We start from the raw sequence: 14,010 nt of genomic DNA, 5'->3' as shown, positions 1-14,010 counted from the left end.
AGGAGAGGATAAAAATAGGAAAAAGAACCATTTATATATATCTATTTCTCTTTAGTTTAGTAGCATGTTCACCATCTAACACTACAATTAACAAGAAGAATGATGTCATTGTAAAGGGAACCAGGATTTCCAATCTAGATAAATTCGAGCAGTTCGTTTGGAATGTGGAACAAGGGAAAGTTGATGAAATAAGAATTGTACAGTATACCGAAGAAGATGACCCGGTTTTTCAAACATTAGAGCATAGTGGGAAAGATATACATTATGTGTTAGATAGTAGACAAGACAAATTTGCTGGTGAGGATAAGAGGTTATATAAAGATAGCTGTAAAAGGATTGTTAAAGAGCAGTGTGAATCGCAAACGGCTTATAGGTTAATAGACTGTGTGAATGAAAATGGGCGCAATGGATATGACTTAGTATATGTACCTAAAAAATAGAATTAGTAGAGGAAGGAAGTATTTACTCCTTCCTTTTTCTACGTGTATATTGTCGAAAATTTTACCGAATATCTGTTCGTTTTTTTAGGTTTTTTATAGGTATTCGTGGTAAAATAATAATACAGATTTTTATGAGGAGGTCGGATTTTCTTGGAACGTCAATTTGAAATTGTCTCAGCGTATTCCCCGCAAGGTGATCAGCCGGTAGCTATAGAGAAGCTTGTAGAGGGAATTAATAGTGGAAAGAAAAAGCAAGTGTTGCTTGGAGCGACAGGAACGGGTAAGACATTTACGATTTCAAATGTCATTAAAGAAGTGCAAAAGCCAACACTTGTTATGGCTCATAATAAAACGTTAGCAGGGCAGTTATATAGTGAGTTGAAAGACTTTTTCCCGAATAATGCAGTTGAATATTTTGTTAGTTACTACGATTATTACCAGCCAGAAGCGTATGTACCACAAACAGATACGTTTATTGAAAAGGATGCGCAGATTAATGATGAAATTGATAAATTGCGTCACTCGGCAACGTCTGCATTATTTGAACGGGACGATGTAATTATCGTTGCGAGTGTTTCGTGTATATATGGCTTAGGTTCTCCAGAAGAATACCGCGAGTTAGTTGTTTCGCTTCGAGTTGGTATGGAAAAAGACCGCAATCAATTGCTTCGTGAACTTGTTGATGTACAGTATGGACGTAATGATATTGATTTCAAGCGTGGTACATTCCGTGTGCGCGGAGATGTAGTTGAAATCTTCCCAGCATCACTTGATGAGCATTGTATTCGAATTGAGTTTTTCGGTGATGAAATCGATCGTATTCGTGAAGTAAATGCGTTAACAGGTGAAGTATTAGCAGAACGTGATCATGTAGCAATCTTCCCAGCATCTCACTTCGTTACACGTGAAGAGAAAATGAAGGTCGCTATTGAAAATATCGAAAAAGAATTAGAAGAGCGTTTAAAGGAATTAAATGATAATGGTAAGTTGTTAGAAGCGCAGCGTATAGAACAGCGTACACGTTATGATTTAGAAATGATGCGTGAGATGGGCTTTTGTTCAGGCATTGAAAACTATTCCCGCCATTTAACGCTTCGACCAGCAGGGGCAACACCGTATACGTTATTAGATTATTTCCCTGAAGATTTCTTAATCGTCATGGATGAGTCGCACGTATCAGTACCGCAAGTAAGAGCGATGTATAACGGTGACCAAGCACGTAAGCAAGTGCTTGTGGATCATGGATTCCGTCTGCCATCGGCTTTAGATAATAGACCGCTTATGTTTGATGAGTTTGAAGAGAAAACAAATCAAGTTATTTATGTTTCAGCAACGCCAGGACCGTACGAGTTAGAGCAGTCGCCAGAAGTAATAGAGCAAATTATTCGTCCAACAGGGCTTTTAGATCCACCAATTGATATACGACCAATTGAAGGTCAAATTGATGATTTATTAGGAGAAATTCAAGATCGTATTGCAAAAAATGAGCGTGTATTAATTACGACTTTAACGAAGAAGATGTCAGAGGATTTAACGGATTACTTAAAAGATGTAGGAATTAAAGTGAACTATCTTCACTCTGAAATTAAAACGTTAGAACGTATTGAAATTATTCGTGATCTTCGCCTTGGTAAGTTTGATGTACTTGTCGGTATTAACTTATTACGAGAAGGATTAGATATTCCAGAAGTATCACTTGTCGCTATTTTAGATGCTGATAAGGAAGGGTTCTTACGTTCAGAGCGTTCATTAATTCAAACAATCGGTCGTGCCGCACGTAATGAAAACGGCCGCGTTATTATGTATGCAGATCGTATAACGAAATCTATGGGAATTGCGATTGAAGAAACGAAGCGTCGTCGTAGTATACAAGAAGCTTACAATGAAGAGCATGGTATTACGCCGAAAACGATTCAAAAAGGCGTTCGTGATGTTATCCGTGCAACGACAGCTGCTGAAGAAACGGAAACGTATGAAGCAACGCCAGCTAAGAAGATGACGAAAAAAGAGCGCGAAAAGACAATTGCGAAGATGGAAGCAGAGATGAAAGAAGCAGCAAAAGCGTTAGACTTCGAGCGTGCAGCTGAACTAAGAGATTTACTATTAGAATTAAAAGCGGAAGGGTGAAAAAAGTGAGTAAGAGCAAGGATTTTATCGTTGTAAAAGGTGCTAGAGCACATAACTTAAAAAATATTGATGTAACCATTCCGAGAAATCAGCTTGTCGTTGTAACGGGATTGTCTGGTTCGGGGAAATCATCATTAGCATTTGATACGATTTATGCAGAAGGGCAGCGCAGATACGTAGAGTCATTATCTGCGTATGCGCGCCAGTTTTTAGGACAAATGGATAAGCCGGATGTGGACACGATTGAAGGATTGTCACCAGCGATTTCAATCGATCAAAAAACAACGAGTCGTAATCCACGTTCAACTGTCGGAACGGTAACGGAGATTTATGATTATTTACGTTTATTATTTGCGCGAATTGGTACGCCAATTTGTCCAAATCATGGGATTGAAATTACATCACAAACAGTAGAGCAGATGGTAGACCGTGTTCTTGAATATCCTGAACGTACGAAATTACAAGTGTTAGCTCCTATCGTGTCTGGGCGTAAAGGTGCACATGTGAAAGTACTTGAAGATATTAAGAAGCAAGGATATGTTCGTGTACGTGTTGATGGTGAAATGCTTGATGTATCTGAAGAGATTATGTTAGATAAAAATAAAAAGCATTCCATTGAAGTTGTAATTGACCGTATTGTTGTAAAAGAAGGAATCGCAAGCCGTCTTGCTGATTCACTTGAAAGTGCATTAAAGCTTGGCGGAGGCCGAGTGTTAATTGATGTAATGGGAGAAGAGGAACTTCTATTTAGTGAACATCATGCTTGTCCGCATTGTGGTTTTTCAATCGGAGAATTAGAGCCGCGTATGTTCTCATTCAACAGTCCGTTCGGAGCATGTCCTTGTTGTGATGGACTTGGTTCAAAGCTAGAGGTCGATTTAGAGCTTGTTATCCCGAACTGGGATTTATCATTAAATGAACATGCGATTGCGCCTTGGGAACCGACAAGTTCACAATACTATCCACAACTTTTACAATCTGTATGTAATCACTACGGCGTTGATATGGATGTGCCTGTGAAAGATATACCGAAAGATTTATTTGATAAAGTGTTGTACGGAAGCGGTGAAGAGAAAGTTTATTTCCGCTATGTAAATGAATTTGGTCAAGTAAAGGAAAATGAGATTTTATTTGAAGGTGTTATTCCAAATATTGAACGTCGTTATCGCGAAACGAGTTCTGATTACATTCGTGAGCAAATGGAAAAGTATATGGCAGAACAAGCTTGTCCGAAGTGTAAAGGTGGACGTTTAAAACCTGAGAGTTTAGCTGTTTTCGTTGGTGGGAAAACGATTGCTGATGTAACGAAATATTCTGTTCAAGAAGTACAGGAATTCTTCTCAAATGTGGAGTTAACGGAGAAACAACAAAAAATTGCTCATTTAATTTTAAGAGAAATTCAGGAGCGCGTTGGGTTCTTAGTAAACGTCGGTTTAGATTATTTAACGTTAAGTCGTGCCGCCGGAACATTATCAGGTGGTGAGGCGCAGCGTATTCGTTTAGCGACGCAAATTGGTTCTCGTCTTACTGGCGTGCTTTACATTCTTGATGAGCCTTCTATCGGTTTACACCAGCGTGATAACGATCGTCTTATTCGTACATTGCAAGAAATGCGTGATTTAGGTAATACGTTAATTGTTGTTGAGCATGATGAAGATACGATGATGGCAGCTGACTATTTACTTGATATCGGGCCTGGGGCAGGTATTCACGGTGGACAAGTCGTATCAGCAGGTACACCAGCTGAAGTGATGCAAGATGAGAATTCATTAACAGGGAAGTATTTAAGCGGTAAAGAGTTTATTCCGGTTCCACTTGAAAGACGTAAAGGTGACGGACGTAAAGTGGAGATTGTCGGCGCAAAAGAGAATAACTTAAAGAATGCGAAGATGTCATTTCCACTCGGTACGTTTGTAGCGGTAACAGGGGTATCTGGTTCTGGTAAAAGTACGATGATTAATGAAGTACTATATAAATCGTTAGCGCAAAAGCTATATAAAGCGAAAGCGAAGCCAGGTACTCATAAAGAGATTAGAGGTCTTGAACATTTAGATAAAGTAATTGATATTGATCAATCGCCAATTGGTCGTACACCACGTTCTAATCCAGCGACGTACACAGGTGTATTCGATGATATTCGTGATGTGTTTGCACAAACGAATGAAGCGAAAGTGCGCGGATATCAAAAAGGACGTTTCAGTTTTAACGTAAAAGGTGGCCGTTGTGAAGCGTGCCGTGGTGATGGAATTATTAAAATTGAAATGCACTTCTTACCAGACGTATACGTTCCGTGTGAAGTTTGTCACGGTAAACGATATAATCGTGAAACGTTAGAAGTGAAATATAAAGATAAGAATATTTCTGAAGTGTTAGGGATGACAATTGAAGATGGAGTAGAATTCTTCGCCAATATTCCTAAAATTAAGCGTAAACTTCAAACGCTTGTAGATGTTGGGCTTGGTTATATGAAATTAGGTCAACCAGCAACAACATTATCTGGTGGGGAAGCACAGCGTGTGAAATTAGCTTCTGAATTACACCGTCGTTCTACAGGTCGTACGTTATACATTTTAGATGAGCCAACGACTGGTTTGCATGCGCATGATATTGCACGTCTTTTAGAAGTGCTGCAACGTCTTGTTGAGAGCGGTGAAACTGTACTTGTAATTGAACATAATCTAGATGTAATTAAAACAGCTGATTATATCGTTGATCTTGGACCAGAGGGCGGAGATAAAGGTGGACAAATCGTTGCTTCTGGAACGCCAGAGCAAGTAGTGAAAGAAGAGCGCTCGTACACAGGTAAGTATTTAAAAGAGATCTTAAATCGTGATAAAGCAAGAATGAAAGAGAAAATAAAAGAAGTAGAGTTATCGCAATAAGTTTATTGATGAAAACCGAGTGGAAATGACGCTCGGTTTTTTATTGTATAGGGGGAGAAGATGGAGTTTTTAGAGATGTTAAGGAAGAAAAATATGAAGGTAAGAGAATTTCAAAGTTGGGGTATATATTTTCGCAAGCGCTGGGAGGATCACTTTGCAAATCATTTAAGTGATGAAGAAAAAGAAGATATTTTTCTTTATGGAGATAGGTATGCATGTGGTTATCTATGGCACATATTTAGTTATGAGAAAAAGAAGTGTTTAGAAGGAACAGAAGCAGAGAGAGCGTTTCATAATGAAGCGAAAAAGGAGTGCTATGTTTTCTACCAACACTGTGATGAAGTACTGTTAATAAAGGATGCGAGTTTGTTACATATGGATGATATATTGTGTGAGACAGACGATGCGTATAAAGGCGATATCTATATTGTAGATAAAGATTTCACTTGGACCTTTGTAAAAACTCATGAAAATAGGTGGTGTGGTCCTTATTTTGCGAGGAAGTGTTAGTAGGTATACAAGCATGAAGAGTAGAATAAGTTGATATAAGTATTTGTATGATACTTGCGTTTATTATCTATTAGCGTATGATGAAATATATATGGTTAAAAGGATGTGTAACGAAATGAGATGGATTGTATCACTTCTTGTAAATAGCGTTGTGTTAATCGCTGTATCGGGACTTTTAAAAGGGATTGCACCAGATGCATTTTACGTAGCAAATATACAAACTGCAATTATTGCGAGTATTATTTTGGCTGTTTTAAATGTGTTCGTAAAACCGTTTTTAATTTTAATTACGTTACCAATTACGGTTGTAACTTTCGGGTTCTTCTTAATTGTTATTAATGCGATTACGTTAAAAATAGCAGATTCATTATTAGGAGATGCTTTTAATATATCAGGATTTGGTGTAGCGATTGTTGCGGCAATTTGTATTTCAATTTTTAATATGATAATTGAAAAGGCAATTGTTGAACCTCTATATGAAAAAAAGAGAAAGTGACAAAAAGAAAAACATTTCATTATTCGTATGAAATGTTTTTTTCTATTTATTAGAAACCGTATTTCTTGTTTCCAGAAAAAAATGGTACAATATCCGATAGAATGGAATTTCACATCAAACGAGACTGAACCCGCAGCGGAGTGGAGGTTTATACATATGCCGAAAGTAAGGACAAAAGATTTAATTGAACAATTTCAATTGGAGTTAATCAGTGGTGAAGAAGGCATTCATCGTCCGATTGATACAAGTGATTTATCACGACCTGGAATTGAAATGGCAGGATTTTTTACATACTATCCAGCAGATCGTGTGCAGCTTCTTGGTAAAACGGAGCTTACGTTCTTTGATACGTTAACAACAGAGCAAAAACAAGAGAGAATGAAAGCGCTTTGTACTGAGGAGACGCCATGTATTATTATAACTCGTAATCAAGATGTACCAGATGAGTTATTACAAGCATCACGTGAATCAGGCATGCCTTTATTACGTTCTTCTCAAACGACGACGAGATTATCAAGTCGTTTAACCAATTATTTAGAAGGTAAGTTAGCACCAACAACTGCTGTTCATGGTGTATTAGTAGATATTTACGGTGTTGGTGTTTTAATTACAGGTCAAAGTGGTGTTGGTAAAAGTGAGACAGCTCTTGAGCTTGTAAAGCGTGGCCACCGCCTTGTTGCTGATGATAGTGTAGAAATTCGCCAAGAAGATGAAGACACATTAGTAGGAAGCTCACCAGATTTAATCGAGCATTTATTAGAAATTCGTGGTCTAGGTATTATTAACGTTATGACGTTATTCGGTGCAGGGGCAGTACGAAATTATAAGCGTATTACACTTGTTATTAATCTTGAAATTTGGGATCAAAAGAAAAATTACGATCGCTTAGGTCTTGATGAAGAGAAGATGAAAATTATTGATACAGAACTTACGAAGATTACACTTCCAGTTCGTCCTGGTCGAAACTTGGCTGTTATTATTGAAGTAGCAGCGATGAACTTCCGTTTAAAACGTATGGGAGTTAATGCAGCACAGCAGTTCTCTGAACGATTAATGAGTGCAATTGAGTTAGGAAATCAGGAGTAAACTTTGGAGAGGGAGGTCATATACATATGCTGTTAGCTTCTGTACCACAGCTTGACCGTGTAGCTATCCAACTTGGGCCGTTTCCTGTATATTGGTACGGGATTATTATTGGTACAGGTGTGCTATTAGGTCTTTGGCTGGCAACTCGCGAGGGAGAAAGGCTAGGTATTCCAAAAGATACATTTGTTGACCTTGTATTAATTGCGGTACCGATCGCTATTCTTTTTGCGAGAATGTACTATGTTATTTTTGAATGGGAATACTACGCACAAAATCCGAGTCAAATTATTAATATTCGTCAAGGTGGTTTGGCGATTCATGGTGGTTTAATCGGGGCTGTTATTACAGGGATTCTTTTTGCGAAACGACGCGGACTTTCATTCTGGAAGTTAGCAGATATTGCTGCTCCAAGTATTTTACTAGGACAAGCAATTGGCCGATGGGGAAACTTTATGAACCAAGAGGCGCATGGTGATGAAGTAACGAGACAGTTTTTAGAAGGTCTTCATTTACCAGATTTCATTATTAATCAAATGTATATTGAGGGTGTGTACTATCATCCGACGTTTTTATATGAATCATTATGGAATTTTGTAGGTGTAATTTTACTACTTGCATTAAGAAAAGTGAATTTACGTCGCGGGGAATTATTCTTCACATATTTAATTTGGTATTCAGTAGGACGCTTCTTCGTAGAAGGCTTACGTACAGATAGTTTAATGCTAGGACCACTTCGTATTGCACAAGTAATGTCAATTGGACTTGTTGTTATTTCTATTATTTTCATTATTGTGAGACGAAAAATGGGGCAAGCTGATAAAAGATATTTAGAAAATTAGAGACAAGTAGCATCTTATTATAAGATGCTGCTTCTTTCATATTCAGGAAGGCGAAAGGACTAAGGCGATGAGAATAAATACAGTGTTATTTGATTTAGATGGAACTTTAATTAATACAAACGAACTTATTATTTCTTCTTTTTTACATACTTTACATACATATTATCCAAATCAATATAAGCGTGAAGATGTGTTGCCATTTATCGGTCCATCTTTACATGATACTTTCAGCAAGATTGATGAAAGTAAGGTTGAAGAGATGATTACTAGCTATCGTCAATTTAACCATGATCATCATGATGAATTAGTAGAAGAATATGAAACTGTATATGAAACAGTTCAAGAGTTGAAGAAGCAAGGTTATAAAGTTGGTATTGTTACAACGAAAGCGAGACAAACCGTTGAGATGGGATTACAGTTGTCAAAGCTTGATGAATTTTTTGATGTTGTCGTGACAATTGATGATGTAGAGCATGTGAAACCACATCCGGAGCCACTTCAAAAAGCGCTTGAATTATTAGATGCAAAACCAGAAGAGGCATTGATGGTTGGGGATAATCATCATGATATTGTCGGTGGTCAAAATGCGGGGACGAAAACAGCTGCGGTTTCATGGACGTTGAAAGGTAGAGCGTATTTAGAGGCTTACAAGCCGGACTTTATGCTAGATAAAATGAGTGATTTGCTACCGATTTTGTCTAATATGAACCGTTCATAAAGGTCCAAGTAAGTTAGTAGAGGAGCGAGCTAAGTGCGACGGACAACGCGCTATCCTGTTTCAGGAGAAAATTCGTTATGGAATGTGTATAAAACAGTGTCTTTTTGGAAGGTAATGAAAAACTTTATTATTATCCAAATTGCGCGTTACACGCCATTTTTATCTGTGAAGAATTGGTTGTACCGTACTTTTTTACGGATGAAAGTAGGAAAGAAAACATCATTTGCACTTATGGTTATGCCGGACATTATGTTCCCAGAAAAGATAACTGTGGGAGAGAATTCGATTATTGGCTATAACACAACGCTTTTAGCACATGAATATTTAATTCGTGAATATCGACTTGGCGAAATCGTCATTGGAAATGAAGTAATGATTGGAGCGAATGTAACAATATTACCAGGTGTGAAAATTGGAGACGGTGCGACTGTCTCAGCTGGCACACTTGTTCATAGAGATGTACCGAGCGGTGCTTTCGTAGGTGGAAATCCAATGCGTATTATTTATACGAAAGAGCAAATGACCGCAAGAGAAGGTTCATGGTGAAAATGTAACATTTCTCCTCTTTTTTTATGAATAAAAAGGAAATAATTGAGTATAATATACTGTTTTGTTTTTTACGGAATCGTTTATACTTATAGATAGAAGAATGTGTGAACGAAGAAAACAAAAAACTGGAGGATATATGGGGAAAAATCAAAGGATATATAAGGAGAACGGACAAGTTATCTCTTTTAATCAATTAGCGGACTTCTTTTATAAAAAAGGGATGAGAGCTTACAAAGGACAAAAATTGCAAGATGCAATTAAATATTTTCGAAGAGCGGCACAAAGTGAGAAGGAGCCGTTTATTCTATGTCAATTAGCAACAGTATTATCTGAGGCTGGTGAATATCAAGAATCGAATCAAATCTTCTTAAAGTTAGTTAGATCTAATCCAGAACTTGAACAGTGCTATTATTTTATTGCAAATAATTATGCATATATGGGGTTATTTCAACAGGCGAAGAAATATGCAGATCGTTATTTAGAAGTTGCAAAAGAGAAGGAATTCGTAGAAGATACATTAGAACTTCTTGAGATTATGGAAGAAGAAGCAATGGGTGCGGAAGAGATTGAAGATGAAGATGATTTAATTGTTATGCAGGAAGAAGCGAATCGTTATATTCGTAATGGACAATTGGAAGAAGCAATTGCTACATTAGAAATTGTTACTAAGGATTATCCGGAGTTTTGGTCAGGGCATAATAATTTAGCCATTGCACATTTTCAATCTGGTAATGTAGACAAAGCACTGAAGTTAACAGAAATGATTTTAGAGAAAAATCCTGGTAATATACATGCGCTTTGTAATACGCTTATTTTTCTATATTCAATTGGAGAGCATAAACAAGTAGAAGCGTTAGCGGGACAGCTAGTTTCAGTATATCCAATTTCATTTGAACATCGTTTGAAACTGGGAACTACACTTGCAACAATTGGTTATTTCGAGCATGCATATAAATGGTTCAAACTATTAAAGCGTCAAGGATACGAGGGAGACGTTAGTTTTTATTATTGGTTTGCATATTCTGCGTATATGGTGAAAGATCAACAACTAGCTGAAAAAATGTGGCAACATGTCGTGGAATTGCATCCTGATAAAAAGGGAAAAGAACCGTGGAATGCGCTGAATTTAGCAGATGAAGGACAAAACGTGTTATTTGAAGAATTACGAAAATCATTTCAGCAAAGTGCGACGCTAGAAGAACAAATGCTAGCTTTATATTTAATGAATGAATTGTCAACGCCGGAGAAGGTTGGATTCTTTTTTGATATAACGCAAGCGAAGAACGGTGTTCCCATCGTGTCGCAACTTGCAAAGTACTTCTTTTTACTTAATAGTCATAAGAGTATTCCAGCTGATTTACAACAATTTGAGCAGTGCGTACGAATCGCGGATGCATTATACAATTATACGAAAAAAGATGATGAATTAATTGAAGAGTGTTTACACTTTTGGTTTTGTACGTTCATACGTTTATATACATCTGGAGACATATTTACAAATGTGTACGGCTGGTCAGCTGCGATTGAATACATTGTACGCGGCGAACAAGGAAATAAAATGACACAGTCGGAGCTTGGAGATGTATATAATGTATCTGTAGCGACTGTCCGAAAGTATGTGCAAGCTGTTAAGCGTACGCACACATAAGATAAGCAAATCATTGGGAAAAAAATGATGCTAACAGTATAATGAGGGTAACTTAATTGTGTAGGAATGGATAGGAGTGAATAGTGTGTCAGAAGAAAAAATTTATGATGTCGTTATTATTGGTGCAGGACCAGCTGGTATGACAGCTGCAGTATATACATCTCGTGCAAATTTAAGCACATTAATGCTTGAGCGTGGTATTCCAGGTGGCCAAATGGCAAACACGGAAGATGTAGAAAACTACCCAGGTTATGAGTCTATTTTAGGACCAGACTTATCAAATAAAATGTTCGAGCATGCAAAGAAATTTGGTGCCGAATATGCATACGGTGATGTAAAAGAAGTCATCGATGGTAAGGAATACAAAACAATTATTGCTGGTAAAAAAGAATATAAAGCACGTGCAATTATCGTTGCAAGCGGTGCAGAGTATAAAAAAATTGGTGTACCGGGTGAAACAGAACTTGGCGGCCGCGGTGTATCATATTGTGCAGTATGTGACGGGGCATTCTTTAAAGGAAAAGAACTTATCGTAATTGGCGGCGGAGATTCTGCTGTTGAAGAGGGTGTGTTCTTAACACGCTTCGCATCAAAAGTAACGATCGTTCACCGTCGTGACACGCTTCGTGCACAGAAAATTTTACAAGACCGTGCTTTCCAAAACGAAAAAGTAGATTTCATTTGGAACCACACGATAAAAGAAATCAACGAAGCAAGTGGTAAAGTAGGAAGTGTAACACTTGTGGACGTAAATAGTGGAGAAGAGAAAGAAGTCAAAACTGATGGCGTATTCGTATACATCGGTATGTTACCTTTATCAAAACCATTTGTTGAACTAGGTATTACAAATGAAAATGGTTACCTTGAAACGAACGAGCGTATGGAAACGAAAATCCCTGGTATTTTCGCAGCTGGTGATGTTCGTGAGAAAATGCTTCGTCAAATTGTAACTGCAACAGGTGACGGTAGTATTGCAGCGCAAAGTGCACAACATTACGTAGAAGAATTATTAGAGGAATTAAAAACTGTATCAGAAAAATAAGGGATAATATACCTTGTGAGAAGAAAGCTACCGACAGGAGCTTTCTTCTTTTTTTGTGTGAAAATGTCAAAGTTTTGTCAAAAAATATAAGGATTATAAGCTTTCTTATTGATATACTGGACTTTACGGAAAAAATCACTATAAGAAATGAGGAATTTATTCAGTATGGAATGGCGTAATATATATCGTGGATTTTGTATGGGCGTTAGTGATTTAATTCCTGGTGTGAGCGGCGGTACAATCGCTGTTGTGTTAGGGATTTATGAACAATTGCTTGCGGCAATTAGTGGATTCTTTAGTCGTGAATGGAAAAAACATTTAGGATTTTTAATTCCCCTTGCAGCTGGCGTGGCAGCGGCATTTTTAACGTTAAGTCACGTTATTAAATATTTACTTGCAAATCATTATGAACCGACTCAATTTTTCTTCCTCGGTTTAATTATTAGTATATTACCGATGCTAATGAGGGAAGCTGATGCAAAGTCGTCGTTTAAAGGTAAGCACATCGTTTTATTAATAGTTGCAGCAATTCTTGTTGCGATTACAGCTTTCTTTAAACCAGATAAGGCAGCAGATCCAATTACGACTTTAACAATTTTAAATGCAATTGGTTTATTTTTCGCAGGATGGATGGCTAGTATGGCCATGCTGCTTCCTGGAATTAGTGGATCGTTTATTTTATTAATTATTGGTGTGTATCCGACAGCAATTAACGCTTTAACTACACTTAACTTACCTTTAATCGTGGTTATCGGTGCTGGTGTTATGGTTGGATTTGTTGTAAGTAGTAAAGGCATTAGTTTTTTATTAGATCGTTATAAAAGTATGACATTTGCGGCAATTATTGGACTTGTAATCGGTTCGATTGTAATTGTATTCCCTGGGATTCCGACTGGCGGATTTTCAATTATAAGTTCAATTATTACCTTTATTTTAGGCTTTGCGATTGTTACTTATTTCGGTAAGAAATAAGGATTTTAATCCCCTTGACGATAAAAATCGTTAAGGGGATTTTTCATGCTATTCATTAAAAATCTAAGCATTTACATTGCTTGTTATAGAAAGCTTTTTTAAAATTGCTGAGTAGCATATGCTTAGCGAAAGAGGACTGGCTCCTTCGTTGTAGCAAACTGTTTTTGATAGTATAATGAAATAAGTATGCAGTGAGGAATTTTACTGCAAGTAGCTGAGGTGAAGAAACATGCAAAGAGTGACAAACTGTGTGTTAATTAGAGATAATGAAGTACTCTTACTCCAAAAACCTCGCCGGAATTGGTGGGTTGCACCAGGCGGGAAAATGGAGCGTGGGGAGACTGTAAGAGATTCCGTTGTTCGCGAGTATCGTGAAGAAACAGGTATTTATTTGAAAAACCCAGCGTTAAAGGGGGTCTTCACCTTTGTCATCCAAGAAGGTGATAAAGTTGTTTCTGAATGGATGATGTTCTCCTTTTTAGCGACAGATTTTGCAGGAGAAAACAAACTAGAGAGCGAAGAAGGCATCATTGGTTGGCATACATTTGATAAAATTGATGATTTAGCAATGGCGCCAGGAGATTATCACATTATTGATTATTTAATTAAAGGAAATGGCATAATCTACGGTACATTTGTATATACCCCAGATTTTGAGTTGCTTTCATATCGATTAGATCCGAGTTAAACCGTCAAGGAGA

Annotated in this window: 13 protein-coding genes; all 13 read left to right on the top strand. The window is 37.4% G+C overall.

Annotation, left to right across the window (positions count from 1 at the left end):
* The first annotated feature begins 8 nt into the window (after positions 1–8).
* Entirely contained in the window at positions 9–440 is a 432-nt protein-coding gene (locus BAQ53_RS24410) for a DUF4362 domain-containing protein (protein WP_033690032.1), read from the top strand.
* A gap of 150 nt (positions 441–590) precedes the next feature.
* Positions 591–2,567, top strand: a complete 1,977-nt coding sequence (gene uvrB / locus BAQ53_RS24405) for an excinuclease ABC subunit B (protein WP_061884745.1) — start codon at positions 591–593, stop codon at positions 2,565–2,567.
* A 5-nt stretch (positions 2,568–2,572) separates the two neighbouring features.
* A complete protein-coding gene (gene uvrA / locus BAQ53_RS24400) occupies positions 2,573–5,449 on the top strand; it encodes an excinuclease ABC subunit UvrA (protein WP_208906322.1) in 2,877 nt (958 codons plus the stop codon).
* 60 nt (positions 5,450–5,509) lie between these two features.
* A complete protein-coding gene (locus tag BAQ53_RS24395) occupies positions 5,510–5,959 on the top strand; it encodes a DUF4275 family protein (RefSeq protein WP_000394732.1) in 450 nt (149 codons plus the stop codon).
* A gap of 115 nt (positions 5,960–6,074) precedes the next feature.
* Entirely contained in the window at positions 6,075–6,455 is a 381-nt protein-coding gene (locus BAQ53_RS24390; RefSeq protein ID WP_001267308.1) for a phage holin family protein, read from the top strand.
* A 156-nt stretch (positions 6,456–6,611) separates the two neighbouring features.
* Positions 6,612–7,541: an HPr(Ser) kinase/phosphatase gene (gene hprK, locus BAQ53_RS24385; protein WP_001127251.1), complete on the top strand. Its 930-nt coding sequence runs from the start codon at positions 6,612–6,614 to the stop codon at positions 7,539–7,541.
* Between the two features lie 26 nt (positions 7,542–7,567).
* Complete coding sequence (gene lgt, locus BAQ53_RS24380) at positions 7,568–8,380, top strand: prolipoprotein diacylglyceryl transferase (protein WP_000922847.1); 813 nt, start codon at positions 7,568–7,570, stop codon at positions 8,378–8,380.
* 67 nt (positions 8,381–8,447) lie between these two features.
* Entirely contained in the window at positions 8,448–9,098 is a 651-nt protein-coding gene (gene ppaX / locus BAQ53_RS24375; RefSeq protein ID WP_033703200.1) for a pyrophosphatase PpaX, read from the top strand.
* Positions 9,099–9,131: 33 nt separating this feature from the next.
* A complete protein-coding gene (locus BAQ53_RS24370; protein ID WP_001255070.1) occupies positions 9,132–9,644 on the top strand; it encodes an acyltransferase in 513 nt (170 codons plus the stop codon).
* Positions 9,645–9,783: 139 nt separating this feature from the next.
* On the top strand, positions 9,784–11,295 hold the full coding sequence (locus BAQ53_RS24365; protein WP_000517724.1) for a tetratricopeptide repeat protein: 1,512 nt from the start codon (positions 9,784–9,786) through the stop codon (positions 11,293–11,295).
* 85 nt (positions 11,296–11,380) lie between these two features.
* Positions 11,381–12,337 (top strand): thioredoxin-disulfide reductase, encoded by a 957-nt coding sequence (gene trxB / locus BAQ53_RS24360; protein WP_001288078.1) that lies wholly within the window; start codon positions 11,381–11,383, stop codon positions 12,335–12,337.
* 165 nt (positions 12,338–12,502) lie between these two features.
* Positions 12,503–13,309 (top strand): DUF368 domain-containing protein, encoded by an 807-nt coding sequence (locus BAQ53_RS24355; protein WP_000455196.1) that lies wholly within the window; start codon positions 12,503–12,505, stop codon positions 13,307–13,309.
* 229 nt (positions 13,310–13,538) lie between these two features.
* Complete coding sequence (locus tag BAQ53_RS24350; protein WP_001190080.1) at positions 13,539–13,997, top strand: NUDIX hydrolase; 459 nt, start codon at positions 13,539–13,541, stop codon at positions 13,995–13,997.
* Positions 13,998–14,010 lie beyond the last annotated feature (13 nt).

Source organism: Bacillus sp. B25(2016b), assembly GCF_001679765.1.
GTDB classification, from domain to species: domain Bacteria; phylum Bacillota; class Bacilli; order Bacillales; family Bacillaceae_G; genus Bacillus_A; species Bacillus_A thuringiensis_K.
The sequence above is the reverse complement of the archived record's forward strand: the minus strand, read 5'-3'. Positions and strand labels throughout refer to the sequence as shown.